This is a genomic window from Paenibacillus agricola (genome assembly GCF_011440305.1).
In the GTDB taxonomy this organism is placed as follows: Bacteria; Bacillota; Bacilli; order Paenibacillales; family NBRC-103111; genus Paenibacillus_S; species Paenibacillus_S agricola.
Genome location: NZ_JAAOIW010000003.1, coordinates 671251 through 697086, shown reverse-complemented (window position 1 = coordinate 697086; position 25836 = coordinate 671251). Strand labels below are relative to the sequence as shown.

Sequence of the window (25836 nt, the reverse complement as noted above, 5' to 3'; positions counted from 1 at the left end):
GTAGAAAGAGGTGCTCTTTATGGAAAAAGTGAATTCTGAATCTGTTTTCGATCAAATCGTTGCCGGCGACAAACCGACAATTGCTGTATTCAAAGCATCCTGGTGCAAGGATTGCCATTATATCGAGCCCTTCATGCCTTCAATCGTAGAAGCTTATGGAGACCGTTTGAACTTTATCGAATTGGATCGAGATGAGGTTCCAGATCTGTGCGAGAAGCTTAATATTCTTGGCATCCCGAGCTTTATTGCATTCCGCGATGGCCAAGAGCTGGTTCGCTTCGTCAGCAAGCTGCGCAAAACAAAAGAAGAAATCGAGCAGTTTCTGGATCGCGCTGTACAAGTAGCGGATGCACTTAAGAAACCGCAGGCATAAGAGGACTTGGCTTAGAGGCTAACAGGACCCGAGGATCAGGTTGGTTAAGTAACGGAAGGCGAGTAAGCAACGCATGAGCTGATGGTTACCAGGGAATGAGAACGTCCCCTGGTAGCCGTCAGTTTTTTTAATAAGCTTTATGCTCACTTTCAACGCTTTGTAACATTTCCACATGGAATTGCTCTGCTTTTATCGCTATAATGAAACATGAACGTTTCGGCTTGCAGAACCGTGTCGAAGCTTTAAGAAAAGTGGGTGATACCAGCTTATGAATTTGCAAAAGTGGCTCAAAGGCTTTTCCTTTGCCAGTATGTACGGCATGTTCCTTATTCTCGTAATGGGAGCACTTGTGACTAAAACGGAATCCGGTCGCGGCTGCGGTGATGATTGGCCGCTATGCAATGGTAAATTTGTGCCAGCGTATACCATTGATTCCATTATCGAATATAGCCATCGCTTCGTGGTGGGGGTAGTCGGCATCATTTTATTAATTGCGTTTATCCTAGTATGGATGTATAGCAATAGAAAAGATGCAAAGGTGTTCGTATCCGGTGCGATGTTTTTTACAGTGCTGCAAGCTTTGTTGGGTGCTTTGGCTGTAATTTGGCCGCAATCGTCCTCTGTTTTGGCTCTGCATTTTGGCTTCTCTTTAATGGCTTTTGCTTTTACCTTGCTGCTTTCCTTGGTTTATACCCGTTTTGGTAGCGGTCTGTCAGGCGCGACACTATCACTAACTGCTGGAGTAAGATGGGGAGTTTTCTTAATTACCCTTTACAGCTATGCCGTCGTATATTTGGGCGCATTTGTCCGGCATACGGAATCCTCAGGAGGCTGTATAGGTTGGCCCTTGTGTAACGGAAGCTTCATTCCTGAATTGGTCGGTCCAACAAGAGTCGTATTCGCGCACCGTCTTGGTGCCGCACTATTGTTTGTTTTGCTTGCTTGGCTGTTCATGGCTATTCGTTCCCAGATGCGCGCAGAGGAAAATATGTACCAAGCCGCCAAATGGGCGCTGATTCTCGTTATTACGCAAATATTTAGCGGTGCTTTCGTGACTTTATCGATGGGATACGACTCGTATCTTGTAGCGAGCCTGCTTCACGCGGTGCTGGTATCGTGTTTGTTTGGTATATTGTGTTATCTAAGTGTACTTGCCTTCCAAGCCAAGAAGGGCGATAGACAGGCTTACGGAGCTCGTTAGGTATGCGTAGCTTGTTGTTGCATGCAAATAGCAATATGTGTAATAGGCTACTACTGTGCGACCAACGCAGCAGGCTGGTAGATAGCCCAATTACTTAAAAATATGCAATGCTTTAATAGCATTGCTTGGTTTTTGAAAGCGCTTCGCTTTGTTGATTGCGAAAAGATCGGCGGCTATTTTTGGGCATGATAACAGTAGGTGGCTTTTTTTCGATTATAGAATCCAGCAGAAGGGGTGGGCGAGCTACATGCTAAGAGCAATGTTCGGTGAACCAAGCCGTGAAGCTAGGGGAGCCTTGGATGAGACGAACCATTCCATTCATCAATATTTGGCATTGTTGAATTCGGTTCCGTTTGCCAAGCGCAGCTCCCAGGACAAGCGATACATCATTTGGGGCAATGGATTTCTGAGAGCCTTGGATGAATTGGAGCAGAGCCAATACGCGGCGAGCCGTTATAGCGAGCATATCAATAAAACGTTTATTGATGATATGGACGCAGAAGAGCTGGCTAATTATAACCGCCATCTGTATTTTTATAGAAATGCGATCATTCGTGTATTCGCCATATTGGATAAGCTCGGTCATTTCATGAACGAGCGGTTTCGGCTGAAAACCGAAGAGGTCAAGTCGCGGTTTTCGTACTTTACCGTGCTTCGTAATATGCATCAGCATCATTTGTACTCTGAGCTGGAGCGCAAGCTTTACGATTTGAAAATGAACTATAAGAATCCAGTAGAGCGGCTCAGAAATGAGCGCAATTTGGAAATCCATACGATAAATGCTGATCTGCTGGATGATTTATTGCAGGTGGCTGAGGTGGAGCAACTACACAATGAACGTATGAAAACGGAAAATGTAAGCGGGCATCTTAAAGACTTGGAAGCAGGCTGTGATATGGTGTTTGCCGCTGTACACACAGCTTTTGATTATATCGGGAAGCTGTCCGAGTCCACAGGAAGATACCACCCTTAATGCATGAAAATTTACTTGAACCTACCCAAGCCCGTTCTACAAGGATTTATCGATTAGGGTTGTAGTTGTTGTTGAATCGGCAGTGTGCTTCCTCTATACTTAACTATAGCATGTGCAACAAGGAGAGGAAATTCGGGATGAGCGAACAACGGAAAGTCGCACTCATTACAGGAAGCGCCAAAGGGCTAGGCAAAATGACCGCACTCCTGCTCGCAGATATCGGTTGTGATATTGTTATTAATTATGTGCATAGCGCTGATGAAGCTAAGGAATTATGCGAACGTATTCAAGCCAAGGGAGTTCGCTGTTTGGCACTACAGGGGGACGTCTCCCGCCGAGAGGATATGCAGCGACTTGTCCAAAGTACGGTCGAGCAATTGGGAAGCATTGATATTTTAATTAATAATGCGGGCCCCTTTGTCCGTGAGCGCAAGTTTTTTGGCGAATACGAGCAAGCGGATATCGATTACATCATGAATGGAAATTTGCTTGGTGTTATGCATTTAGACCATATGGTGCTTCCCATGATGCGTACCAAGCAATGGGGCAGAATCATCCATTTCGGATTCGGTCATGCCTCAGAGGCACGAGGATGGCCGCACAGGGCTGTTTATGCAGCAGCCAAGGTTGGGTTGGTTTCGTTCACCAAAACGCTGTCAGTAGAGGAAGCACCCTTCGGAATCACCGTTAATATGATTTGTCCGGGTGACATTCGGGGTGCCAACAAAGAAAAGCGGATTGCCGAAGTGGAGCATGTGAAGGATCCTGAATCACCACGCGGCCGGCCTGGAGCAGGAGAGGACATTACGAGAGTGATCGCCTTTTTGTGCGAGCCGAGCTCGGACTTCATAACAGGCAACATCATGGAAATATCGGGAGGTCTGGATCCAATCCGCGCCAACGTTCATATGGAATAAATACTGGATAGAAAAAAAGACCTTGGATACAAAGAAGCAAGCCAATTAGGCTATTTCTCCTTGTACACACAAGATCTTGAATGTAGGATTTGGTATTAGAATACTTGTACGACCTCTACTACGCCTTCTACTTCTTCAAGTAGAGCACGTTCAATACCTGCCTTAAGGGTGATGGTTGAGCTTGGGCAACTCCCGCAGGCACCAACCAGTTTTAGCTTAATGATGCCATCTTCAACATCAACTAGCTCTACGTCGCCGCCATCGCGTTGTAAAAACGGACGCAACTTATCTAAAACCTCCAGTACTTCATCGTACATGGTGCTTTGTGTTTGTTCTGTCATTTGACGTCAACTCCTTTCTAACTCTTATTATAATACAATTGCCATGAAATTAAAATGGCTAACAAGGCAGGTGCGAAGTAAACATGAGTGCAATCATCGAATTTTGCTCAAGTAATCTGCATAGCGGCACGGAATTGGTAATGAAACGCCTCGAAGCAGATATCGAGCTAGATGTGATCGAATACGGCTGTCTGGGTAACTGTGGGGAATGCTATACGTTTCCTTATGCCTTAGTCAATGGCGAAATTGTAGCCGCTGCATCCCCAGATGAGCTGTATGAGCGAATCCAATCCAAAATAAAGCAAGCCCAAGCTATGCTCGATCTTTTGGGTGAGTAGCCCTAGCTGGGACACAAGCGGATAAACTTAACCGAAATGGTGCTTAGATAACCATAACACACCACTTTTTAAAGCGCGGGGCACCAGACCGGTAATTGAACGTTTGCCCATGACGCCAAAGCCGGATTTTTTGCCAAGCGAACCCAAAACCCCTTTTAGCTTGATTTGTCCAAGCCGAGGGGTTTGCTGCTTCCAGCCTGCACGAATGACTTGTGCAATCTGCTCGCCTTGTGCTTCGGCTGCCTGCGCGCTTGGCGAGAAAGGCAGCGACGCACAGTCGCCAACCACATAAATATCCGGGTAATCATGAATATGGTGGTACTCATTAATAATGAGCCGTCCTTGGTTGTCTTTGGGAAGCTGTAATTGCTGCACGATAGGGCTTGGCTGAATGCCGGCCGTCCAGATGGTTACATCGGTATGGATCACATCCTGCTGGTTATACAGGATACCGCCTTCAAGCCGGGAAAGTGAAACATGGGGCATCATTTCGATCTGGTGCTCCTGCATCCATTCACGGACGAATCCCTGCAGCTTCTCAGGAAAAGCAGACAAGATGCTGGGTCCGCGATCCAGGATGCGGATGTTGAGGTCTGCCCGGCTTTCACGAAGCTCTGCTGCCATCTCGACACCACTTAAGCCTCCGCCAACAATGGTGACTTGCCCATAGGGCAACGTATCATTGACCGCCTGATACGTTTTACGTGTGCCCGAAAGCGTTTGGATGCTGTTGGAATATTGCTGAGCGCCAGGAATCTCATGGTACTTGTCCACGCAGCCAAGACCCAGAATTAGCGTATCATAAGCCATGGGCTTATCATTTTCAAACAAAATCAGCTTTTGAACGGGGTCAACAGCGGTAACCTCGCCATATTTAAGAATTAAGCGTGGGTCTACAGGATATTGAACGCGAATTTCTTTATCGGCGAGCGTCCCAGAAGCCAAAGCATAATATTCAGTTTTTAATCCTTGGTAGGGCATCCGGTCGATGAGTACCAAGACAGTGTCGGCAGGCAAATCTTTTTCGAGCAGCTCATTGGCTACAGTGAGACCGCCATAGCCTCCGCCCAAAATGACGATTTTTTTCATGATGCACAAACCCCTTCTCTCCAACTATCCGAAATACAAACCTTAGAAACCGTTATGAGGCATTCTAAGTGTTGATCTTTATTTAAGTGTTGATTATTCGAAAACTTTAATTTCTTTGTAAAACGTATCACGTTCTACAGCAATTCGCCCAGCGCCTTGGATAAGCCAAACAAGCTCATCACGAGTTAGGCCTTCAGGAGACAAAGCTCCAGCCGCGTGGCTGATCCGTTCCTTAACTATCGTTCCGTGCACATCGGAGGCTCCGAAGGTAAGGGCGATTTGTGTAAGCTGTGTGCCCAAATTAATAAAATAAGCTTTGATGTGTTGAATATTGTCCAGCATCAAACGGCTGATCGCGATGGTTTTCAAATCGTCAAAAGCGGCTACGCGGCGCTTGATTCCAGCATTTACACTGGCAGGCTGCACGGAGTTCGGAATAAATACCATAAAGCCGTCTGTATCGTCCTGAAGCTCACGCAAATAAATCATATGCTGAATGCGTTCCTCTAGAGTTTCAATGGAACCATAAAGCATTGTTGCGTGCGTCTTCATACCCATTCCATGGGCTACGCGTTGAATTTCCAGCCATTGATCGGTAGTTGCTTTGCCTACGCCCATTTTTTTGCGGTAGCGCTCGGACAAGATTTCTGCACCTCCACCGGTCAATGTGCTAAGACCTGCATCGATCAGAGCCTCAAGCACCCCTTTATAGCTTAACCCACTGATCCGCGAATAAAACTCAATTTCTGCCGCAGTGTGCGCCTTAATTGTTACGTTGGGATAACGCTGCTTCAATGAGCGTATGGATTCGAGATAATAGTCAAATTTAAGATGGGGATTATGGCCTTGTGCAATATGGAACTCGCGCATACCAGGGTGGTAATGCTCATCGATAAATTCAAACATCTGTTCAGGTGTTAAGGTGTAAGCACCTTCTTCGCCTTCATCCCGGCGGAAATGACAGAAAGCACAATGAGCTTCACAAACATTGGTAAAATATAAGCTCATATTTTCAATGAAAAACACTTTCTTTCCATTTTTACGAAGATTGACCTCATTTGCTAATTGGCCTATGGATAATAAATCATCGGATTGGTACAAAAATAAACCATCATCTGCCGATAGCCGCACCTCATTCCTGACTTTATCGGCGATTTCGGCCATCCTTTGTTCAGAACGACTAATTAAAATACTCATGGAGCCACCTCCTTTTTTTAGTGTAAATGGTGAAGCAATCTTATCTATTATAAACTTACTGCTTGGGTGGGGCAATACAGAGTTCGACAAAATGGATTTATAACCCTTATAATGGAATTGAAAGTAGAAAGATGTAACCTAAAGGCGTTTTTTGGCAGAATTAAGTAAATATGCGAATCTATGTATATGGTGGTGATGACAATTGAAATCCATCTACTCGAATGAGCTTATGAAATATTCAAGAGAAATAGAGATAGTTAGATCACATATGGTTCAACTCGTCGATCAATATGGCTTCATGCATCCGGAAGTGCAGCAGTGTAGCAGCCAGCTTGATATATTGTTATTGCAATTTTACCAATTGGACAAGCAGTTAAAGCTTAAGGGTCTTGAGGAGTATACATATTAAGAGTATACTGAGAAGAGAGGGGTTTATGTAACCCTTTTAAATAAGTTTCCCTTCGAAAAACTTTAGGAGGTTATAACAAATGGTAAACATTAGCGAAACAGCTGTTGATAAAATTAGAGAAATGCTCGCAAGCGAAGAAACACCAAACCTATTCCTGCGTCTTGGTGTTAAGTCAGGCGGATGCAGTGGGTTCTCATATGGTATGGGCTTTGATGATAAAGAAAATGCCGATGATAAAATATTTGAAATCCATGGACTTAAGGTAGTAGTGGATGGGGATAGCTCCAAATATTTATTCGGTGTAGAAATTGATTTCAAGGATACAGGAATGGGCGGGGGCTTTACTATTGATAATCCGAATGCCGTAGCTTCTTGTGGCTGTGGATCTTCATTCAAGCCTGCTGATTATGAAGGAACTCCAGAGCCTTGTGATGATAAAGTAGAAGTGTAACCCTAAGCTTAAATAAGCATTTAAAAAACCTCCTGCATTTGTATGTAGCCCATACAAAATGCAGGAGGTTTTTTGGTTCGGACCCAACTGTGGATTAAGCTTGCGCGAAAATGGTTAAAAGATATTAAACAAGGCTTTATAGGCAAAACAAAGCAAATATTCACAAAATTAAAAATATTTTTAGCGTGAATGGTGGGTAAGTTAGCCTGTGCATAACCTTGTCCACACTATCCACCGTGTTATCAGCCAGTTTGTTACACTTATCAACAAATTGCGCACAGCTTATACACAGTTGCTTGTGGATAACGGAACACTTGTTCTTAAGGATTTAACGTGTTAATATGAATTTACTTTACAGAATTTGGGTGATATTTAATGAGACTAATGAGCAACGAAGTATTAATTGACACCTACTTCAAGGCATTAGACCTGAAGCTTGAGAAGGAATTTATTCGGCTCTTATTGGATGAGATCAGTCGTCGGAAACTAAGTGTAGATTATTATCCCAACGGAGAAGCGCAGGTTAGCTAAATCTCACCACCATAGATAGGAACAACAACGTACAAACCAAAAAAGGATATCCATAACAGAATTACGTAAGTGGATATCCTTTTTTGGTGCTTTTGCCTAAAAGACAAACCATAAATTACATTTTCATATTGCTGCTATGTCCTGGGGATAGCTTGGCGGTAGGGTCAATATAAACCTTGGCATTATTAATGGCGGTAGGGGCTTCACCAAATCCAACAGCAATCAATTTCAGCTTGCCGGGATAAGTAGTGATATCACCAGCAGCGAAGATGCCGGGAATGCTTGTTTCCATGCGGGAATCGACGATAATGGAGCCATTATCGATTTCAAAGCCCCATTCTGCAATTGGGCCTAGGGAGGAAATAAAACCGAAATTGACGATAACGGCATCTACTTCAACGTCCATCACTTCACCGCTTTTGCAATCCGTCAAAACAACTCTATTGATATAATCTTCTCCGTGAAGCGCGGTAATTTCTTTAGGGGTTAAAATCTCGACAGTAGATTTGTTCAAGTTCTCTACACTATGCTCATGCGCGCGGAATTTATCACGACGGTGTGTTAAGTACACTTTTTCTGCAATTGGCTCTAGCATTAAAGCCCAATCTACCGCGGAGTCGCCGCCGCCGCTAATCAATACTTTTTGACCTTTAAATTTAAGCAGGTCACTAACAAAATAATGAAGGTTTTTCTTTTCGAATTTCGATGCTTCCAGCAATTCCAGACGTCTTGGTTCAAAAGCGCCAACTCCACCCGTTATAATAACAGCTTTGGATTGATGGACACCTTTATCGGTAACAACTTCGAACAAACGCTCGTCCTTCTTAATCACCTGCAGTACCTTTTCTTCCAAGCGAATATCAGTTGGGAAGTGCTTCAATTGGCGCTCCAGGTTGCTTACAAGCTCCGCCGCTGTTACTTTTGGGAACCCGGCAACATCATAAATGTACTTTTCCGGATACAAGGCAGCCAATTGTCCACCTAGTTGGGGCATGCTTTCAATGATTTTTACACTTGCATGACGCATACCACCATAGAACCCGGCAAACATACCGGCAGGGCCTCCGCCAATAATAATAATATCCACAATTTCGTTCTGCATTTGTTTAATGAACCTCCTAAGGATTAATGAATATCAGTAATTGAAATGAATCACTGATAATGAATATCAGTTAACAATATTCGAATTATATTATACATGGGCACATAATGGAAGGAAATATTAATCTTATGAAGGATTTTCTTGTCTACAGTATGTACAACACCGAAAATTTAGCAGGTAAAAAGTCGAATAAAGGCTTCAGCATTTGATTCTTAACAAATACGCAGTAATTGGGAGGAATCGCGTATATACTCAAGTTAGTGTTCGTTTTTTTCCTCTATATTAACCAAAACAAACCTTGCTATTTGTCACTTAAGAGTATACTATGTCTTGAGAACTTGTTTACACTGATGTGAGATTTGAAAGGGGATTGGTCATATTATTTATGTATTATGATCAAACTATCATGAAGAAAATGACCCGCGGTGTACTTTGTGTAAATTTTCACAATCATTTTTGTGGCGATTTACAATGATTGATAAAAAGAAACTAACGGATGGAAGGGATTAACCATGAGTCGAATACCAAGAATAGTTATTTTGGGAGCAGGGTATGGAGGCATTGTAACGGCTATTCGCTTGCAAAAGGAATTGAATTACAACGAAGCTGATGTAACTCTTGTCAACAAACATGATTACCACTACATTACTACACATCTGCATATGCCCGCTGCAGGAACAGATAACCCAGAGAACGCAAGGGTAAGCATCCTTAAACTGATTGACGAATTTAAAATCGATTTTGTGAAATCGACAGTTGTTCAAATTCGCCCTCAAGAAAAGAAGGTTATTCTCGAGGAAGGTACACTTTCCTACGATTATTTGGTTATTGGTTTAGGCGGAGAGCCTGAAACCTTTGGTATTCCAGGCTTAAAGGAATATGCGCTAAGCATTCGCAGTATCAATAGCGTTCGTTTTATCCGTGAGCATATTGAATATCAATTTGCAAGATTCAAACGCGAACCAAACCGTCTAGATTATTTAACATTTATAGTAGGCGGTGCCGGGTTTACAGGAATTGAATTTATTGGTGAAGTGACTGACCGTATTCCGAAGCTTTGCAAAGAATATGACGTTGATCCTTCCCTTGTGAAAGTATATAACATTGAAGCTGCACCAACAGCATTGCCTGGATTTGATCCAGAGCTGGTTGAGTATGCAATGGGTGTCTTGCAAAGTAAAGGCGTAACCTTTAAAATTGCAACGGCTATTAAAGAATGCACACCTGATGGCGTTATTCTTGCTAACGGAGAAGAAATCAAATCAGCCACTGTCGTATGGACAGGCGGTATCCGCGGCAATCATATGCTTGATGATGCAGGCTTTGAAACGATGCGCGGTCGTATTAAGGTTGACGAGAACCTGCGTGCACCTGGCCACGATAACGTCTATGTATTAGGCGATTGCTCGCTTGTATTCAGTCCGGAAGGTCGCCCTTACCCGCCAACGGCTCAAATCTCGATTCAACAAGCGGATGTCTGTTCGCACAATCTTGTTGCTTCCATTCGTGGTGAAAAGCTTAAAGGCTTCACTTATGAGAGCAAAGGTACGGTTGCTTCACTCGGACGCGGCGAAGCGATTGGTATTGTTGGTTCCCGTAAAGTTAAAGGCGGTATGGCTGCTATCATGAAAAAGGTTATCGATATGCGTTACCTTTATATGATTGGCGGAATTCCTCTGGTGCTGAAGAAAGGTCGCTTCTAGTTATGCGGCACTGCAGCGTACAGGTACGCGGTTTATTGACGCGGGATGAGCTGGATCGCTATAACGCGCTCATTGACGTGGGGCATTATCTGGAGTCCCAAACCCGCTATGATCTGGTTTATACGGTGCAAAAGGAAATTGATACTTTGATTCTGCCGGCCATTGAAAGGCTGAAGGAAAAGTCGCGTCAGCGCGATCGGGATACCGAAGCTTATTTGGCGCAAAAGGCTGAAGCGAGCCGAGATGCCAGATTCGATGATGACGACGATGATGACGAAGAACAAAAGTAATAATGAAAAGCAAAATCTTAAAAAAGCCATATAGCCGCTGATTCGCGGCTGTATGGCTTTTTGGCGGTCAGGATTTGGACGGAAGAAGTTACAGACAGCTAAGAAGGCTGGTCTACATAAGAAACTTGGATATCAAAGCAGAAGCAGGTTCCGTTTCCAGTAGCCTCTAACCAGATATGTCCATCCATTAGCTCAATTAACTGCTTACAAATGGCGAGCCCAAGCCCAGTCCCCCCATAAAATTTGCGGGGAGTTGTGGAATCCTCAGCGGAGAAAGAATGGAGCAGCCGATCAGCAACAAGCTTGGGTATCCCAATACCTGTATCTCTTACTTTAAAAGCAAGGTAAACGGATTCCGTTTCTTTTTCAGTAGAAATTAAATCGACGGATAAGGTAATTGATCCCTTTTGCGTAAATTTTACAGAATTTCCCAACAAATTTATTAATATTTGTCGAATCTTATTTTCATCACCAAAAAGAATTGAAGGCACTGCATCGTTAACTTCAACAATCAATTCAATTCCTTTTTCTAAAGCTTTAGCATTAAATAAAGCGCTAACTTGGTTTACACAAAAAAGAACTTCAAAGGGAAGAATATCTAACTCCATATTTCCAGATTCTATTTTCGAATATTCCAGCAGGTTGTCTAATATAGAAATAAGCGCTTGGCTACTCGATTGAATAATTTCGGTATACCCGCTTTGTTCAGAGGATAGCTCGGTTTCCTGGAGGAAGTTGGTCATACTAATAACGCCGTTCATAGGATTGCGGATTTCATGGGTCATGGTGGTCATCAAATTGGAGTTGTCCTCCAGAGCCCGAATGGCAACCGCTTCCGATTTTTTTAGAGCATCTATCGTGTTGTCGAGTTCAAGGACATAGGCGAAAAAAACAGCTAATGAGTTCATTAAGCTAATATCTTTGGCATGAAATGGATAATAGTCGGGATCAAACGCACAAAAGGCTCCGTATATAGACCCATCACGCCTTTTGATAGGGACACCTAGAAAGGAACAGCCACCTAGGACGGGGGTCACGCTCATATCGCTAGTTAACGGGTGGATGAGATTATTCTCGATGATCAGCGGAACTGGAGACTTATCAATCACCAGGTGGCAATAGGATTCCTCATAAGGAATACGCCACCCTTCCTGAAGGAATTGGCGATCGCGGTTAAAGGCTTTAAGTATAGTGGATGTATCCCCATCAATGGCCGAGATGTAAAAGGTATGGGCTAATATAAGCTCGCTGGCGGTTTGCATAACCTGTCCAGCCGCTTCGTATGCACGAATAGACATTAAAGATAAAATATTCTCGACCATTTCTGTCTCCAAGTTGACACCTGCCTATTGTCCTAATTTTAAGGGTGAAAAACCCTACCTGTGCTGTTTAGCCCAGGTAGGGTATAGATGATGGTTGGAGGTGTTACAACTTTAGCATAGCTTCCATTTTGTCACGGCTTAGTAAATTGCCTACGTAAAATTCGCCGAATTCACCAAAGCGGGCGCTTGTTTCGTCGAAGCGCATCTCGTGGACGATTTTTTTGAACTGTAAGGCGTCCTCGGCAAAGAGGGTAACGCCCCATTCCCAATCATCGAGACCAATCGAGCCTGCGATAATTTGTTTGATTTTTCCTGCATAGGTACGTCCAATCATGCCATGCGCGCGCATGAAGGTACGGCGTTCTTCTGTCGATAGCATATACCAGTTGTCATTGCCCTCTCGGCGTTTATTCATCGGGTAGAAGCAAACGTGACGTGCTTTAGGCAAGATAGGCTTGAGGCGTGCGATGATATCTGGATCTTCCATCGGATCCGTCCCCGGCTTTGCCATATAGCTGCCTAGCTCGACGATGGAAACATAGGAGAAGGTCGGAATGGTGACGGAAGCGAACAAGCTTTTATTGAACGCCGTTTCAAGCTCGTTGAGCTCCTCCAAGGTTTCACGCAGATGCATGAACATAAAGTCTGCCTTCTGGCCGACGATCGAATAAAATGCCGTGCTTCCTTGTTTCTTATCCTCTACATCTTGGTACTGGCCCAGCAAGCTGTAGAGCTCGTCCTCGGCGCGATTTCTTTCCTGTTTGGAAAGACTTTTCCAGGCGGTCCAATCAATAGCGCGAAAATCATTTAGTGCATACCAGCCTTCTAATGTTTGTAGAGCTTCACTCATTAAGAACACTCCTTCTATGTAATAGGTTCGTTTTCATATATAATAGTGACCTGCAAGAACTTGCATCAATCATCAAACTAGGCAAGGCCTTTTATTCGTACTTGCCCGCCTGTACCATTGTAACGAAATTGGACTCAAAGGGCAAATAAAGTGTTACCGTTTCACGAAGGGGAGTTGTTCATCAAGCGTTCACTTTACCCCGTGGCAAAACTTATATAGAATAAACTTAGGTATATCCGATTGTATTAAAGGAGTTGGGATTGTGCTGCAACTAATGATTGTTACCGTGCTGTTGTTTGTATTGTTCTTCGGTCTCGGTTTTATATTAAACATGCTGATGAAAACAACATGGTTTCCGATTTATGGCTATATCGTATTGGTGATCGGATTGATCATTTATTGGGGCTGGGGGACAGGGTCGCTGGCATCGAATTTATCGGAATATTCGGTGGCCGACTACATTCCAGCTGTTGGCGGGCTGATGGGTGCCGCCTTAAGTGGTTGGACGATTAAAGCCTTGCGTGTTCGAGGCTACCAAATGTTCTAGAAGCCTCCTTAACGGGAGGAAGGAAGCGGGTGATCATTGATGAATGGCCAGCAACGTAAAGATGTAATACCAGGAAGAAAGGTTCAAATTGTCCAAAAGCAGGATCAACGAAGCGGCAAGCTAACGGCAGGTGTCGTAAAGGATATTTTAACCAATTCGCCAAATCATCCCCATGGCATCAAAGTCCGTCTGGTGGACGGGATTGTCGGCCGTGTTAAAGAGGTTATTATCGAATAAGCAAGCCTAAGAGCTCCCGAGCTGTTTTGTTACGACAAAGCCTCTGGGAGTTTTTTTCATCGTTTTCATCACCCAACTTATCGAGTTCTGTGTTAAAATGAAGTTTACTAGACTAGTAATGTTATTTAGATGGGATTTGAGCTTATGCGAATTACGAATATGCACCACTTCTCGGAATACCACCGCTTTTATGTGGTACGGGACTTTTCATTAAGCGGAATAGACATGAAAATGCTCTCAACGATTTACCAGCCGATGGTCGGAGCTTATGCGATCAGCCTGTTCCACACCTTGTTCCTGCAATTGGCGATGGATAAGGTAGGGTGCTCCTCAACCGAGCAGCAGCGCAAGCTATTTCTTTCCTTGGAGCTGGAGACGGGTGAGCGGGGGCGGAAGTTTTTTATTGAGCAGACGTCGAAGCTTGAAGCGATCGGCTTGCTAAAAACTACCCGTAAATTCGCCGAGGCTTCGGATGATTATGTGTATGTGTATACGCTCCATGCTCCCTTGTTGCCCAATGAATTTTTTAAAAACCAGCATTTAACCCTACTGTTGCGTGATAAAGTCGGAAAATATATGATTTATTCTTTGCGTGATGAGCTATTGCAGCTGGAGCCCGATGAGCTAAAATCGGCAAATGAAGAAAATTTGTCAGTACCCTTTTATGAGCTGTTCCATTTGAATTCGCAAGCTATTGATTTGGAGATGGAGCAGGCTTTTTTCGAAACCGCAAGCACCAAGCCAGCAGAGGCAAAACTCGAAATTGTGAATAAAGGCTTCCAGTATGCCGATATTATTTTGCATTTTCCTCGGGAGTCGGGAAACCGTGTTTTTGTTGAGCAGCTGAAATATGAGCCTGAGCAGATGGGACAAATTAATTATGTAGCCAAAAAATATGGCTTATACCTGACGGACATCTGCCGCCTGTTGGATGAAGATGGTGTGTTTGATCCGCATGGGGAACTCATGCTCGAATTGCTGCAGCATAAGGCAAACTTGGTGTTTCGGCAAGACAAGAAGCGCGGCGAAGAGCGAGGGCGTTATTTGGCCAAGGTGGAACAGCAACAGGTGCGTGGGGCTGGAGTACAAGCTAAGGATGGCAACGGCGAAGCCGCCACTGATAAAACCGTAGAGATGGAATTTTATTTGCAGGTGCCGGATATTTTCCAAGGGGAATGCAACCAGCACCAGTATAATTATATTTTGCGTAATGAGCCTTATCGGTTTTTGCTGGAAAAAATATTTTCCAAAGGCACGGTTCCTGATGGGCTGTTGGATACATTGGCCAAGGTTGATTTGAATTATGGCTTGAAAGAGGAAGTCATCAATGTCATGATCCATTATTTGTATATGAATAAGCGGTCATGGTCGAAGGCTTCAATTGAGTTCAGTGTTACGGATATGCTGGCGAAGCAGGTGAATTCGTACGAGCAGGCAGTGCAATATATTCGCGAGCAAGCGAAGTATATGGAAAGCAAGTCAGCCGCTGCTGCTCCACGCACTGGCGCACGCGCCAGCGGCTCTACGGGGGCTGCTGGGCAACGCAGCAATTATGCGCGCGGTACAGGCAGGCAGAAGCCCTTGCTGCCTACGGTCGAGGATAAGCCGGTAACGGCAGCCGCCTCACGGAGTGCTGAGGAACGCGAAGCTATGCGCCGTAGAGCGCAGATGCTGGACGGTAAAGTATAGCACCGAGCAACGGCTAGGAACAACGGAATGTGGAAGGAGTGTTAAAAGCTATGGAATCGCTCTCCGATGTACTCAAGTCGATGCCCAATTCGAAATTCCGCCAAAGAGCCGAGAGTAAGATCAAGGAAGTATTGGCGGACCCGTTAATAACGAAGCTGCGGCAGCAATATCCGCTACTTGATGAATATACAATGAAGATCAATATGAATAAGCTTTATCAATATGTGACTGAGCATAAAAGCTGCTCGAATTGTCCGGGGCTGGACCTATGCCCCAATGATTTTATAGGGCATTACACGATGCTTACGGTCGAATCGGACAATGGAAGAACTAGCTTGTACGATACGAAGGTTCCCTGTAAGAAGCTGATTGCGAAGCAGAACCAGGATGCAATCCGCAGCCGTATCCGCAGCTTTTATGTGGATGAGCGGGCATTGTCACAGGGCTATTCATCGATGGAAATATTCGATAAAGATCCGGCGCGTGAGGAAGCTGTGGATAAGCTGAACCAGTATATCTATTTGACACGTGGTGAAGGGCTGCAAAGCTCAGGCTTATATTTGGCGGGAAGCCTAGGCACAGGCAAAACCTTTTTGATGTGCTATATGCTTCATGAACTGGCGAAAAGCGGGTTTAGTGGAGCGATTGTGTACATGCCTGATTTCGCGGAGGATTTAAAGGCGATGTTCCAGGATCCGCAGAAGCTAAAGGAAACGATCGATGCGCTCAAGGATACGGATTTACTCGTATTCGACGATATTGGAGCGGAGAACCTGAACCCTTGGCTGCGTGACCATGTGATGGGGGCGATCCTGAATTATCGGATGAACCGCAAGCCTACTTTTTTTACATCGAACCATGATCTGAATGCACTGGAGCAGCATTTTAGCTTTACCAGCAAGGATGGAGATGAGGAATTTAAAGGCAGGCGGATTATGGACCGGATTCGTCCTTTCGTGGAAGTAATCCTTGTTAATGGGTACAATAAGCGCGGCGGCTAGTCAAGGTCTGAGTATACAGCAGTCCCATAAAGCAGTTGGAACAAAACCATGATAACAAAAAAGCCTGCTCCAAGGTAGGAACAGGCTTAGCTGGTATAGGACTTGATGGGATCTGTATTCTTGTACTCGGCAAATTACTTGATAAGTAGAGAGATAACTGTTGCAACTACGCCCATAAGTAACAAGAAACCAAAAAATGCACCAAAACCAATAGCGACGTCCATAAAATCGTTGCGTGGTTCTTCGTTAACGTGAATCTCAGGGTGTTTGATTTCGTTCATAGGAATAATTCCTCCTTGGATTGAGTGAAGACCGATGGTTGAAGAATCACATTTAGTATAACCAACTTCACCGAGAAATGTAAAGCAAGTTCATTTTTAAATAGGCATCGCGCACGCGCTTTGTGACAAGTTGAAGGCAGAATGCAAGCGGGTTAGCTTTTATGGTGAACGTGTGCGGTTGAAAATAGGGCTTACTGTGGTATACTTTACATGTTCACTATATTTTATTGGGTAAAGGAGAATTTCTATGGCTATCGTAAATGTAACGGATCAATCCTTTCAAAACGAAGTTGAAGGATCTGGTACGGTTTTGGTTGATTTCTGGGCTCCGTGGTGCGGACCTTGTAAAATGATTGCTCCTGTATTGGAAGAGCTGGACAAGGAGCTTGGCAACCTGAAAATTGCTAAAGTCAATGTGGATGACAATCCAGAAGCGGCTTCCCGCTTTGGCGTGATGAGTATCCCTACACTGATCGTGTTTAAAGATGGCCAGCCAGTAGATAAAGTGGTAGGCTTTCAATCGAAGGAAGCTTTGAAAAACGTTGTAACCAAGCATCAATAAGACAAAATCGGTTTTGCCCGGCAAAACGCTCGGTTAATGAAGCTTGTATGGCATTAATCGATACATATTGACGTTTGTGAAGCGGTTTTGCTGCGGCAAGACCGTAGAGTAAAAGCTCCTTTTCTGCTATGCTGGAAAAGAGCTTTTTTTGCATGGAAAGGAGGGGGCGTGATGTCTCCAAATGAAGAGCAGCTGGAACGAAAAAAACGCGATGAGCAAATCCGCAGCAAGCTGGCCCTCTTGCCCGAGAAGCCGGGCTGTTACCTGATGAAAAATAAAGAGGATATCATTATATATATCGGAAAAGCAAAGGTGCTGCGTAATCGGGTACGCTCTTATTTTACCGGGAGCCATAATGCCAAAACCTTGGCGCTAGTCCAGGAGATTGCCAGCTTTGAATATATTGTTACTGCCAGTAATGTCGAAGCACTCATTCTTGAATGTAATTTAATTAAAAAGCACCATCCCAGATACAATGTATTACTGAAGGATGATAAGACCTTTCCATATATTAAAATTACCCACGAAACCCATCCGCGGCTGGAAGTGACCCGCAGGGTGTTTAAGGATAAAGGGAAATATTTTGGCCCCTACCCCAATGCCTTTGCAGCCCAGCAGACAAAGAAATTATTGGATCGGCTATACCCTTTGCGTAAATGTAAAAAGCTGCCGGATCGTGTCTGTCTTTATTATCACCTAGGACAGTGCATAGCCCCCTGTGAATATGAGGTTGACCAAGAAGCTTACGACAAGATGGTCCAGGAAATATCCCGTTTCCTAAATGGCGGTCATGATGAAATCAAAAAGGATTTGACCCGTAAAATGCAGGAGGCTTCAGAGGAGCTGAATTTTGAACGGGCAAAGGAGCTTCGCGACCATGTGATCCATATTGACCAGGTCATGCAAAAGCAAAATATTACGACGACCGATTCGTCAGACCGCGATATATTTGGTTATGCCGTTGACAAGGGCTGGATGTGTGTACAAATTTTATATATGCGCCAGGGCAAGCTTATCGAACGCCATGCTTCGATGTTCCCCTATTATGGGGATGAATATGATGATTTCGTCACCTTTATTACGCAGTATTACAGCGACAATCCGGCTTTGCCGAAGGAAATCTTTTTGCCTTTGGAGGCAGTAACGGTGCTGCCTAGGGCAGAGGCAGGGACTTTGGCAGGCGCGATGGCAGAGGATGCTGCGGGCGGGGCAGAGGCAGGGACGATGGCTGATCCAGCCACGGGTGCGAATGTTTTGGCAGCCGTGGATATTTTGCTGGATGAAGCAGCAGGCGGGGAGGCGGCGTTTGAGCCGCTAGATACGCGGGATACGGACATATCGAGGCTGGAAGTTGAGCTTGAGCCTGAGGTCGAAGCGACGAAAAAGGATGTTAAAGAAGCTTTGGAAAGCTGGCTTAAGGTCAAGGTGCATTTTCCACGCAGGGGATCGAAGAAAAACATGGTGGAGATGGCCGGTGACAATGCACGGGTTAGCTTGGATGAGAAATTCCGACTGATAGCCCGCGATGAGCAGCGTACGGTAATGGCTGTTGAAAACCTAGGGGATTGGTTAGGAACCGGAGTTATTCGACGTATTGAGGCATTCGATAATTCCAATATCCAAGGCTCGGACCCGGTCTCTGCTATGGTCGTATTCACCGATGGCAAGCCTGACCGTAAGGAGTACCGCAAATACAAGATCCGCACTGTAACCGGCCCCGATGATTACGAGACGATGCGTGAGGTCGTGAGACGCCGTTATGAGCGCGTATTAAAGGAAGGCTTGCCAATGCCTGATCTGGTCGTGATCGATGGAGGAAAAGGGCAAATATCGGCCGCCATCGATGTGCTGCAGAATGAGCTCGGGCTCTACATCCCGGTCTGTGGCTTAGCCAAGGATGACAGGCACAAGACAGCGCAGCTGCTGATGGGCGATCCGGCAGAGGTGATTCCTTTGCCGCGTGATAGCCAGGAATTTTATTTGCTCCAGCGCATACAAGATGAGGTCCATCGCTTCGCGATCACCTTCCACCGGGACACGCGTGCCAAGTCCATGATCGTCTCCCAGCTGGATTCGATTCCCGGAGTGGGGGAGAAGCGGCGCAAGGCGATTTTAAAGCATTTTGGATCCATGAAAAAAATAAAAGAAGCCGGAATTGAAGATTTCCGACCGCTTGGTATTGGCGTCAAACTGGCTGCACAAATATTACAGGCACTTAATGACGATCAAGAGGGCGATGCCCAGGAAGAGGCTGCAACTAACGCAGCTAACGGCGCTCAAGACGAGCCCTCAGGCAGCCACTAGAATGACACTAACTCGAGCATAACCTCTTAGCTGCATTTTTGAGTTTATAGCTAATATTGATCAAGACGAGGCATAGACGAAGCTCGTCTTTTTGTTCTGCTTTGATGAAGCTTGTAGATGAACCAGCCGACTAAAGCGGGGAAAACTAGGTAAAAGCTGCCGATGAGAATATGTGTCCAATCGCCTAATCCATATAAGGACATGCCCATCAGAATACTATCCATGGAGGCATGGGCAAACAGTACGGTCATAAACCCGTATTTCAGAAAAGCATAGCCGAAAATAACGCCGATAATTGTGACCTCGACCAACCGCGTGTAGACCGGATAAATCGGGTATTGGGTATGGCTTAATGCCCAGATGACGCTGGGCAGCAAGATGGCCAGAAAGCGGAAACGGCAAATTTTCATGAAAAAAGCGATCCCAAATAAGCGGTAAATTGCTTCCTCGGAAATTGCCGCAGCCCAAGCCATTAAGGGGAAAAATCCAGGTATGGACATATTCAGCACGGAGTCGGAAGCATCATTGACCGACCACACATCGAAAGCCTGCTCGGCTATAAAAAACAACACCTGCTGCACGCCAAGGATGAATAAGCATAGCAGGTAACCGCGGCCCATAGCGGTCAAGGCATCTCTTCCAAAGCTAGATTCTTTCCAGCTGGGTAACGGGTTCCAGTGGAATCTCGACCACATCTGCTTGCCCGCAAGGACGGACAAATACACGCTGACAGCCATCATCACAATGATGACATTAAGGAAGGCAAGATAGAACAGCGCTTCAAACTGCGACGGTCCTTCGGAATGGGAGGTGCGAAAGGCAGGAAGCATATTAAAATTATTACCGATGTAAATAATAAGGAAGATCACCGTCAGCCATAGGCCGCTGCGGAAGGTGATTTCTCTGCGGTAACGAATGAGAATATAAAGCGCATAGGCAGCCATACCCAAGGAAACCAACATACTGATGCGCGTCATCAGCGATGCGCTGTCATTTTGTGCGGCCTGCCAGGCTTCAAAGGAAGCCGGGATGTTAAACAGCGGGTAGAAGGAAACGATCTTGCCGCCCGAAACGGCCAAGGACAGATGCAGCCTCGCCTCACCAATCTGGTTGGTGAGGCTTTGATAAACGAAGCTGCTGCCTAATGCGGCAGGAAGAGAGCTGCCTTTCTCCAAGGCAGGGCTTTTATCCAGATCCAGCTTCGTGAAATCGGCCAATGTATAGCCTTGGTCTTGAATGGCTTGCTCGGCAAGCGCCTGGGGCTCTACGAGGGACGAGGCTACGGTATTCGCCTTGGTTAAAGGGGAAAGATGCGCTGACCAACCAAGAACCTGGCTATTCTCGTAGTTGATATCGACGTAGTACGTTGTGGAGCCCCTCGATAAATCGTTAATTTCCACCTCATAATAATCGATCGGCAGATTAGCGAAACGTTCCGAGTAAGTATCTGATAAATGCTCCTTTTGCAAATATCCGCTTCGTTTGGAATGGGTTTGGTATAAAGTACTGGCTTCATAATTGCTGGAAAGCTGGAATTGCTTTTGGGCAAAACGAACGGCGACATCGGCTGCTTCCTGCATCGTTATGGCAGGTGTCTGGCTGGCTTCCTCTTCAGCTTGGTCAGTGCCCAGCAGATAAGAGGATGTAAAAATAACGCTTAAAAAAAGGATGACACCAATGACTGCCAACAGCAGTAAAGTAGATTCCGATTGACGTTTGACCATGATTGTCTCCTTAGGGTAAATGGTTTGGATTACTTTGGTTATTGTATTCTCTAAACTTAGCATACATGCTAAGGCAAATCCAATGCATGAACCAGCATAACGGTGAAAAATGGTGGAATCCCAAGCGTTTAGCCATTCGGCTGGACCCCAGCTCTTATAAGAATCGGTTTATCCCTGCTTTTCGAGTTATTACGACTTTGTGATTATAGTTAAATAGCTTTATAATTCATATGAATTGAATATGAAAGCCGAGTTTCTTTTTTTGAAAACGGGGGAACCATTGTAGTAAGGGGTGAATCCAATTCCATTCATGTAATGGGATTGATAGGGTACCTGTAAACCCGAATCCGTCAGCTAACCTCGTAGGCTTTATGGCAGGAACCTTTATGAGACAGTGGGTTTCCAGTGTCTTTTTTGCTGTGTTTATATCCATATATGAGGTGAATGATGAAATTACCATGGAAAAAATTCCAGCTGGCGCCTCCACAAATTTTAGTGCTTGGCTTTGCCGCGATTATTGTACTGGGGGCTATATTGCTCTCACTGCCAGTGGCATCTGCAGCCGGGGCTAGGCTCCCCTTTCTTGATGCTTTGTTTACGGCAACATCGGCTACCTGTGTAACTGGATTGGTCATTGTTGATACGGGTACTTATTTCTCGATATTTGGACAAAGTGTCATTATGGTTTTGATTCAAATCGGCGGACTTGGTTTTATGACGATGGCCACTTTGTTTGCCTTTGCGCTGAAAAAACGGATTTCCTTAAAAGAAAGGCTTATTTTGCAGGAAGCGATGAACCAAGGCAGTATGGAAGGGATTGTCCGGCTGATTCGTAAAGTGATTTATTACTCTCTAACGATAGAGTTGGTTGCGGCGATTATTTTCTCGATCCGTTGGTCATTTGATCTGGGACTAGCCAAAGGTATTTATTTTGGAGTCTTTCATGCGATTTCTTTTTTCAATAATGCAGGTTTCGATTTATTCGGTTCCGTGTCAGGACCCTTTAGCAGCCTTACTGCTTATGCTTCCGACCCTATTACGAACATCGTATCCATGGGGCTTATTGTACTCGGGGGCATCGGGTTTATTGTCTTATCGGACCTGCTTGAATATAAGAAGGTAAAAAGATTGTCGCTGCATTCCAAGGTAGTGTTAAGTGCTACAGCAGGGCTTATTGTATTTGGTGCTATTGTGCTGTTTATGTTTGAATTCAGCAATGCGAGAACCATGGGGACGCTCAGCCTGTCGGGCAAAATATGGGCTTCGCTGTTTCAATCGGTAACCCCAAGAACGGCAGGCGCCAATTCCATTGATATTGCTGGCATGAGGCAGGCCTCCCAATTTTTTATGATCATCCTGATGTTTATTGGCGCATCACCCGGATCAACGGGCGGCGGGATCAAAACCACTACATTTACCACGCTGATTGGGGCGATTATCGCAATGATTCGGGGGAAAGAGGATATTGTCCTATTCCACTATCGTCTGGGCAAGGATCGTATTCTCAAAGCCATTACTTTGACGATGATAGCGCTATTTCTTATCATTTTCGTAACGATGGTGCTGTCGACTACCGAGGATCACTCGTTGCTGAAGATTTTGTTCGAGGTGACCTCGGCCTTTAGTACAGTTGGCTTGTCGATGGGAATTACAGCGGATTTATCGATAGTTGGCAAAATTCTTATCTCCATAACGATGTTCGCCGGTCGTTTGGGGCCGTTAACCTTGGCTTATGCGTTGGGACCAAAAGCTGAAAAAGAATTATACAGATACCCTGAAGGGAAAATTACAATTGGATAGGGGAACATATAATGAAACGCACGCAATATGCAGTTATTGGTTTGGGCAGATTTGGTTCAAGCCTAGCGAAGGAGCTCGTCAAGCTAGGCCATGAGGTTCTGGGTATTGACCAGGATGAAGAAGCCGTCGATGAGATGAGTGAGGTTCTGACCCATGTGGTCGTAGCAGATTCTACGGACGAGGAGGTGCTTCGTTCTCTGGGCATCCGCAATTTTGACTGTGTCGTTGTTGCGATCGGGAGCGATATTCAAGCGAGTATTTTGACGGCTATTTTGCTTAAAGATGTTGGGGTAAAAAAGGTCGTAGCTAAGGCGCTTTCCGAGCTGCATGGCAAGGTGCTAAATAAAATCGGCGTGGATCGTGTTATTTATCCAGAGCGTGATATGGGGATCCGTGTCGCCCATCAGCTGGTTTCTCCGAATCTGCTCGATTTTATTGAGCTATCCAAGGATTATACGATTGCCGAACTGGCCGTGCCGAAGCGGATGTCAGGCTGGACCTTAAGGGATCTGAACCTGCGTGCCAAGTATGGCTGCAGCGTCGTTGCTATTAATAAGAAGCAAGGCGTTATTATAGCGCCTACGGCTGTTGATATTTTGGAGGAGCAGGATATCATGGTTGTGATTGGCACGAATGCACAGATCGAATTGTTTGAGCATGATATTGCGTAGCAGGTTCCTCCGATTGAAACCATAAACAAAGGCACTGCTACGCTATCTCCAGAACCCCTGGCCACTCTGCGAAGTTTTCACCGACTTTTAAATTTTAGTCATTACGGTTAAAATGGCTTTTGGCTTTTTCAATAAACCGCTGTGCGGAAGGATGATGGACGGCCTCTTCTGTGTACAACAGGGAGGTCGTTCTTGTTGTTTGGTCGAGGGCGGGAATAAAGCGCACGACCAGTTCGTTTTCCTCCAGGAAATGGCGTCGGAGATAGGACTCGGGAAGCAGTGTAGCGGTTTTGCAGGTGGAAACTAGACGGATAATCGCTTCGAAGGAATCGATTTCCATTTTCACATCAGGCTGTAAGGAATAACGCTGAAACAATTCGTCCATGAGAATCCGGTACCAGGTTCCGCGGGAAAATAAGATCATCGGCAGCCCGTGTAAATCTGTTATTTCTATAGATGCTTTGTCCACATAAGAATGATTATCGGGGAGCACCAGGCAGAGGCGGTCGTCGAATAACGGAATGCATTGCAGGCCGGGATGTTCGATTTTGGAAGCAACGAGACCGATATCCACCTTGCGTTCCTTGACCATCGGGACAATTTCATGGGTTTTGCCGGTGATGGCTTTTATATCGGTGTGGGGATAGTCCTTGGCATAAATTGTGATTAAATCGGGCAGAGTGGATTGTAGGGTCGTTAGGCTGGCTCCAATAATGATACTTGCGGGCTTGACCGTTGTTTTAAATTCTTCAATGGAACGCTGCAGCTTCCGTTCCAGAGTGCGCTGCTCCAGGGCATACTCATAGCAGATTTGCCCGGCACGGGTAATTTCCAACCGTTTTCCCTTACGCCTGAATAGCTCAATACCCAGCTCTTCCTCCAGCCGCATAATTTTTCGCGACAAGGCGGGTTGGGATATATTTAAGGAGTGTGAAGCTTTATTCAAGCTTTCCATTTCAACGACGACTGCAAAAATATCAATATTTTCGAACATAGGGATACCTGCTTTCTGCTGCTTATGTTTAAAATGCATAAGTGATTATAAATAATCGGCACTTCCATTATAAGCGTTAAAGGAGTACGATGTATATGTTACTTAAGCTTCACATTATTTTGCCACAATTGCATAAATATTTGTCGACTCATGGAAAATAGGCGTAGCGAAACTTGTTGACGCTTGTTTCTTGCGGGGGTACAATGAAAAATGGTTTTGACAAAAATGTGAACACGGCTATCAACTATTTAAGGGGGGAACGCATTCAAATGTTTGGAAATTCGTATTTAAATCGTAAGCTGCATTCATTGCTTGGTGTGATTCCGGTCGGATTCTTTCTGGTCGAGCACCTAATAACTAACTATTCTGCTTCAAAAGGCGGACATTCGGCATTTCTTGAAGAGGTTGAATGGCTTCATAATCTGCCCTTGGTGCTGGCGCTTGAAATCGTAGCCATCTGGATTCCGCTGCTCTATCATGCGATCTACGGCTTATATGTTGCGTACACGGCAAGGAATAACGTGTCCAATTATGGCTACTTCCGCAACCAAATGTTTTTTATGCAACGTGTTACAGGTGTCATTACGTTCTTGTTCGTGGCCTGGCATTTCTTTGAAACACGCTTTCAAATTACATTGGGTAATGTTGAGCAAGAAGCTATTGGTGTGCAAATGCATCATATTGCGACCAATCCGGTCAGCTTTGTCTTTTACTGTATCGGCATTGTGGCTGCGGTGTTCCATTTTAGCAATGGTATGTGGTCTTTCCTGGTCAGCTGGGGAATTACTGTTGGACCGCGGGCGCAAAAGGTATCTTCGTATATATGGATCGGCGTGTTTGTGATTATGACGGTGATGTTCTTGATGTCATTAACGGCATTCCTGAATCCTGATTTCCAAACTGTACCGCAGCCGGCTAAAGGTTAAGGGGGGAAAAACA

The 25836-nt window shown here is 45.0% G+C and carries 28 protein-coding genes and 1 riboswitch; of the genes, 19 read left to right on the top strand and 9 right to left on the bottom strand.

The features are described 5' to 3' along the window. Positions 1 to 19 precede the first annotated feature (19 nt). The 4 genes from G9U52_RS11170 to G9U52_RS11155 all read left to right on the top strand — a co-directional run bounded on the left by G9U52_RS11170 (position 20) and on the right by G9U52_RS11155 (position 3464). Entirely contained in the window at positions 20 to 373 is a 354-nt protein-coding gene (locus G9U52_RS11170) for a thioredoxin family protein (protein ID WP_166149332.1), read from the top strand. 268 nt (positions 374 to 641) lie between these two features. Next, on the top strand, positions 642 to 1574 hold the full coding sequence (locus G9U52_RS11165) for a COX15/CtaA family protein (protein ID WP_166149330.1): 933 nt from the start codon (positions 642 to 644) through the stop codon (positions 1572 to 1574). Between the two features lie 247 nt (positions 1575 to 1821). Next, positions 1822 to 2547 (top strand): Cthe_2314 family HEPN domain-containing protein, encoded by a 726-nt coding sequence (locus tag G9U52_RS11160; protein ID WP_166149328.1) that lies wholly within the window; start codon positions 1822 to 1824, stop codon positions 2545 to 2547. A gap of 137 nt (positions 2548 to 2684) precedes the next feature. Further along, positions 2685 to 3464, top strand: coding sequence for an SDR family oxidoreductase (locus tag G9U52_RS11155; RefSeq protein ID WP_166149326.1), 780 nt, complete (start codon positions 2685 to 2687; stop codon positions 3462 to 3464). 95 nt (positions 3465 to 3559) lie between these two features. On the opposite strand, the gene G9U52_RS11150 is transcribed toward G9U52_RS11155, so the two are convergent. Then, entirely contained in the window at positions 3560 to 3805 is a 246-nt protein-coding gene (locus G9U52_RS11150) for a NifU family protein (RefSeq protein ID WP_166149324.1), read from the bottom strand. Between the two features lie 83 nt (positions 3806 to 3888). On the opposite strand from G9U52_RS11150, the gene G9U52_RS11145 reads away from it, so the two are divergent. After that, positions 3889 to 4143 (top strand): YuzB family protein, encoded by a 255-nt coding sequence (locus tag G9U52_RS11145; RefSeq protein WP_166149322.1) that lies wholly within the window; start codon positions 3889 to 3891, stop codon positions 4141 to 4143. Between the two features lie 27 nt (positions 4144 to 4170). Here the strand turns inward: G9U52_RS11145 and G9U52_RS11140 are convergent, their stop codons facing one another. After that, positions 4171 to 5232 carry an NAD(P)/FAD-dependent oxidoreductase gene (locus G9U52_RS11140; RefSeq protein WP_166149320.1) on the bottom strand — a complete coding sequence of 354 codons (1062 nt, stop codon included), beginning with the start codon at positions 5230 to 5232 and terminating at the stop codon, positions 4171 to 4173. Positions 5233 to 5325: 93 nt separating this feature from the next. After that, positions 5326 to 6429: an aminofutalosine synthase MqnE gene (gene mqnE / locus G9U52_RS11135; RefSeq protein WP_166149318.1), complete on the bottom strand. Its 1104-nt coding sequence runs from the start codon at positions 6427 to 6429 to the stop codon at positions 5326 to 5328. A gap of 229 nt (positions 6430 to 6658) precedes the next feature. Here mqnE and G9U52_RS11130 point away from each other — a divergent pair, with 229 nt between their 5' ends. From G9U52_RS11130 to G9U52_RS11120, 3 genes are all read left to right on the top strand, one after another. Beyond that, a complete protein-coding gene (locus tag G9U52_RS11130) occupies positions 6659 to 6838 on the top strand; it encodes an aspartyl-phosphate phosphatase Spo0E family protein (RefSeq protein ID WP_166149536.1) in 180 nt (59 codons plus the stop codon). Between the two features lie 79 nt (positions 6839 to 6917). Beyond that, a complete protein-coding gene (locus G9U52_RS11125) occupies positions 6918 to 7289 on the top strand; it encodes a HesB/IscA family protein (RefSeq protein WP_166149316.1) in 372 nt (123 codons plus the stop codon). A 375-nt stretch (positions 7290 to 7664) separates the two neighbouring features. Further along, entirely contained in the window at positions 7665 to 7820 is a 156-nt protein-coding gene (locus G9U52_RS11120) for a sporulation histidine kinase inhibitor Sda (RefSeq protein ID WP_166149314.1), read from the top strand. Positions 7821 to 7935: 115 nt separating this feature from the next. Here G9U52_RS11120 and G9U52_RS11115 read toward each other — a convergent pair whose 3' ends face one another. After that, positions 7936 to 8922, bottom strand: a complete 987-nt coding sequence (locus tag G9U52_RS11115; RefSeq protein ID WP_166149312.1) for an NAD(P)/FAD-dependent oxidoreductase — start codon at positions 8920 to 8922, stop codon at positions 7936 to 7938. Positions 8923 to 9434: 512 nt separating this feature from the next. On the opposite strand from G9U52_RS11115, the gene G9U52_RS11110 reads away from it, so the two are divergent. Next, complete coding sequence (locus G9U52_RS11110) at positions 9435 to 10625, top strand: NAD(P)/FAD-dependent oxidoreductase (protein WP_166149310.1); 1191 nt, start codon at positions 9435 to 9437, stop codon at positions 10623 to 10625. Positions 10626 to 10627: 2 nt separating this feature from the next. Continuing rightward, entirely contained in the window at positions 10628 to 10915 is a 288-nt protein-coding gene (locus G9U52_RS11105) for a hypothetical protein (protein WP_166149308.1), read from the top strand. 98 nt (positions 10916 to 11013) lie between these two features. Here the strand turns inward: G9U52_RS11105 and G9U52_RS11100 are convergent, their stop codons facing one another. Both G9U52_RS11100 and hemQ read right to left on the bottom strand, forming a co-directional pair. Then, positions 11014 to 12249, bottom strand: coding sequence for a GAF domain-containing hybrid sensor histidine kinase/response regulator (locus G9U52_RS11100; protein ID WP_166149306.1), 1236 nt, complete (start codon positions 12247 to 12249; stop codon positions 11014 to 11016). Between the two features lie 91 nt (positions 12250 to 12340). Then, positions 12341 to 13087, bottom strand: coding sequence for a hydrogen peroxide-dependent heme synthase (gene hemQ / locus G9U52_RS11095; protein WP_166149304.1), 747 nt, complete (start codon positions 13085 to 13087; stop codon positions 12341 to 12343). A 262-nt stretch (positions 13088 to 13349) separates the two neighbouring features. Here hemQ and G9U52_RS11090 point away from each other — a divergent pair, with 262 nt between their 5' ends. The 4 genes from G9U52_RS11090 to dnaI all read left to right on the top strand — a co-directional run bounded on the left by G9U52_RS11090 (position 13350) and on the right by dnaI (position 16561). Next, a complete protein-coding gene (locus G9U52_RS11090) occupies positions 13350 to 13634 on the top strand; it encodes a YuiB family protein (RefSeq protein ID WP_311764844.1) in 285 nt (94 codons plus the stop codon). Between the two features lie 39 nt (positions 13635 to 13673). Next, positions 13674 to 13871 (top strand): YwbE family protein, encoded by a 198-nt coding sequence (locus G9U52_RS11085; protein WP_166149302.1) that lies wholly within the window; start codon positions 13674 to 13676, stop codon positions 13869 to 13871. 144 nt (positions 13872 to 14015) lie between these two features. Further along, positions 14016 to 15560 (top strand): replication initiation and membrane attachment family protein, encoded by a 1545-nt coding sequence (locus G9U52_RS11080; RefSeq protein WP_166149300.1) that lies wholly within the window; start codon positions 14016 to 14018, stop codon positions 15558 to 15560. Between the two features lie 50 nt (positions 15561 to 15610). Next, positions 15611 to 16561, top strand: coding sequence for a primosomal protein DnaI (dnaI, locus tag G9U52_RS11075; RefSeq protein WP_166149298.1), 951 nt, complete (start codon positions 15611 to 15613; stop codon positions 16559 to 16561). A gap of 134 nt (positions 16562 to 16695) precedes the next feature. Here the strand turns inward: dnaI and G9U52_RS11070 are convergent, their stop codons facing one another. Next, a complete protein-coding gene (locus G9U52_RS11070) occupies positions 16696 to 16842 on the bottom strand; it encodes a YqzM family protein (protein ID WP_166149296.1) in 147 nt (48 codons plus the stop codon). A gap of 247 nt (positions 16843 to 17089) precedes the next feature. Between G9U52_RS11070 and trxA the strand changes: the two genes are divergently transcribed. Together trxA and uvrC are read left to right on the top strand one after the other, a co-directional pair. Next, on the top strand, positions 17090 to 17404 hold the full coding sequence (gene trxA / locus G9U52_RS11065) for a thioredoxin (RefSeq protein WP_166149294.1): 315 nt from the start codon (positions 17090 to 17092) through the stop codon (positions 17402 to 17404). A 171-nt stretch (positions 17405 to 17575) separates the two neighbouring features. Beyond that, positions 17576 to 19708, top strand: a complete 2133-nt coding sequence (gene uvrC, locus G9U52_RS11060; protein WP_166149291.1) for an excinuclease ABC subunit UvrC — start codon at positions 17576 to 17578, stop codon at positions 19706 to 19708. A gap of 50 nt (positions 19709 to 19758) precedes the next feature. On the opposite strand, the gene G9U52_RS11055 is transcribed toward uvrC, so the two are convergent. Then, positions 19759 to 21432, bottom strand: a complete 1674-nt coding sequence (locus tag G9U52_RS11055) for a CPBP family intramembrane glutamic endopeptidase (RefSeq protein WP_166149289.1) — start codon at positions 21430 to 21432, stop codon at positions 19759 to 19761. 236 nt (positions 21433 to 21668) lie between these two features. Further along, a riboswitch (cyclic di-AMP (ydaO/yuaA leader) is annotated at positions 21669 to 21816 on the top strand. Between the two features lie 63 nt (positions 21817 to 21879). Between G9U52_RS11055 and G9U52_RS11050 the strand changes: the two genes are divergently transcribed. Both G9U52_RS11050 and G9U52_RS11045 read left to right on the top strand, forming a co-directional pair. Then, the gene (locus G9U52_RS11050) at positions 21880 to 23232 is read left to right on the top strand and encodes a TrkH family potassium uptake protein (protein ID WP_166149532.1); all 1353 of its coding nucleotides are present in this window, start codon (positions 21880 to 21882) and stop codon (positions 23230 to 23232) included. An 11-nt stretch (positions 23233 to 23243) separates the two neighbouring features. Next, the gene (locus tag G9U52_RS11045) at positions 23244 to 23903 is read left to right on the top strand and encodes a potassium channel family protein (RefSeq protein ID WP_166149287.1); all 660 of its coding nucleotides are present in this window, start codon (positions 23244 to 23246) and stop codon (positions 23901 to 23903) included. Positions 23904 to 23997: 94 nt separating this feature from the next. Here G9U52_RS11045 and G9U52_RS11040 read toward each other — a convergent pair whose 3' ends face one another. Then, the gene (locus G9U52_RS11040; RefSeq protein WP_243767258.1) at positions 23998 to 24936 is read right to left on the bottom strand and encodes a LysR family transcriptional regulator; all 939 of its coding nucleotides are present in this window, start codon (positions 24934 to 24936) and stop codon (positions 23998 to 24000) included. A 230-nt stretch (positions 24937 to 25166) separates the two neighbouring features. Here G9U52_RS11040 and G9U52_RS11035 point away from each other — a divergent pair, with 230 nt between their 5' ends. Further along, entirely contained in the window at positions 25167 to 25823 is a 657-nt protein-coding gene (locus G9U52_RS11035) for a succinate dehydrogenase cytochrome b558 subunit (RefSeq protein WP_166149530.1), read from the top strand. Positions 25824 to 25836: the final 13 nt, after the last annotated feature.

Bases quoted from the DNA above. Each gene is read 5' to 3' on its own strand.
- G9U52_RS11170 (WP_166149332.1), top strand. From the start codon at position 20: ATGGAAAAAGTGAATTCTGAATCTGTTTTCGATCAAATCGTTGCCGGC.
- G9U52_RS11165 (WP_166149330.1), top strand. From the start codon at position 642: ATGAATTTGCAAAAGTGGCTCAAAGGCTTTTCCTTTGCCAGTATGTAC.
- G9U52_RS11160 (WP_166149328.1), top strand. From the start codon at position 1,822: ATGCTAAGAGCAATGTTCGGTGAACCAAGCCGTGAAGCTAGGGGAGCC.
- G9U52_RS11155 (WP_166149326.1), top strand. From the start codon at position 2,685: ATGAGCGAACAACGGAAAGTCGCACTCATTACAGGAAGCGCCAAAGGG.
- G9U52_RS11150 (WP_166149324.1), bottom strand. From the start codon at position 3,805: ATGACAGAACAAACACAAAGCACCATGTACGATGAAGTACTGGAGGTT.
- G9U52_RS11145 (WP_166149322.1), top strand. From the start codon at position 3,889: ATGAGTGCAATCATCGAATTTTGCTCAAGTAATCTGCATAGCGGCACG.
- G9U52_RS11140 (WP_166149320.1), bottom strand. From the start codon at position 5,232: ATGAAAAAAATCGTCATTTTGGGCGGAGGCTATGGCGGTCTCACTGTA.
- mqnE (WP_166149318.1), bottom strand. From the start codon at position 6,429: ATGAGTATTTTAATTAGTCGTTCTGAACAAAGGATGGCCGAAATCGCC.
- G9U52_RS11130 (WP_166149536.1), top strand. From the start codon at position 6,659: ATGAAATATTCAAGAGAAATAGAGATAGTTAGATCACATATGGTTCAA.
- G9U52_RS11125 (WP_166149316.1), top strand. From the start codon at position 6,918: ATGGTAAACATTAGCGAAACAGCTGTTGATAAAATTAGAGAAATGCTC.
- G9U52_RS11120 (WP_166149314.1), top strand. From the start codon at position 7,665: ATGAGACTAATGAGCAACGAAGTATTAATTGACACCTACTTCAAGGCA.
- G9U52_RS11115 (WP_166149312.1), bottom strand. From the start codon at position 8,922: ATGCAGAACGAAATTGTGGATATTATTATTATTGGCGGAGGCCCTGCC.
- G9U52_RS11110 (WP_166149310.1), top strand. From the start codon at position 9,435: ATGAGTCGAATACCAAGAATAGTTATTTTGGGAGCAGGGTATGGAGGC.
- G9U52_RS11105 (WP_166149308.1), top strand. From the start codon at position 10,628: ATGCGGCACTGCAGCGTACAGGTACGCGGTTTATTGACGCGGGATGAG.
- hemQ (WP_166149304.1), bottom strand. From the start codon at position 13,087: ATGAGTGAAGCTCTACAAACATTAGAAGGCTGGTATGCACTAAATGAT.
- G9U52_RS11085 (WP_166149302.1), top strand. From the start codon at position 13,674: ATGAATGGCCAGCAACGTAAAGATGTAATACCAGGAAGAAAGGTTCAA.
- G9U52_RS11080 (WP_166149300.1), top strand. From the start codon at position 14,016: ATGCGAATTACGAATATGCACCACTTCTCGGAATACCACCGCTTTTAT.
- dnaI (WP_166149298.1), top strand. From the start codon at position 15,611: ATGGAATCGCTCTCCGATGTACTCAAGTCGATGCCCAATTCGAAATTC.
- G9U52_RS11070 (WP_166149296.1), bottom strand. From the start codon at position 16,842: ATGAACGAAATCAAACACCCTGAGATTCACGTTAACGAAGAACCACGC.
- trxA (WP_166149294.1), top strand. From the start codon at position 17,090: ATGGCTATCGTAAATGTAACGGATCAATCCTTTCAAAACGAAGTTGAA.
- uvrC (WP_166149291.1), top strand. From the start codon at position 17,576: ATGTCTCCAAATGAAGAGCAGCTGGAACGAAAAAAACGCGATGAGCAA.
- G9U52_RS11055 (WP_166149289.1), bottom strand. From the start codon at position 21,432: ATGGTCAAACGTCAATCGGAATCTACTTTACTGCTGTTGGCAGTCATT.
- G9U52_RS11050 (WP_166149532.1), top strand. From the start codon at position 21,880: ATGAAATTACCATGGAAAAAATTCCAGCTGGCGCCTCCACAAATTTTA.
- G9U52_RS11045 (WP_166149287.1), top strand. From the start codon at position 23,244: ATGAAACGCACGCAATATGCAGTTATTGGTTTGGGCAGATTTGGTTCA.
- G9U52_RS11040 (WP_243767258.1), bottom strand. From the start codon at position 24,936: ATGCATTTTAAACATAAGCAGCAGAAAGCAGGTATCCCTATGTTCGAA.
- G9U52_RS11035 (WP_166149530.1), top strand. From the start codon at position 25,167: ATGTTTGGAAATTCGTATTTAAATCGTAAGCTGCATTCATTGCTTGGT.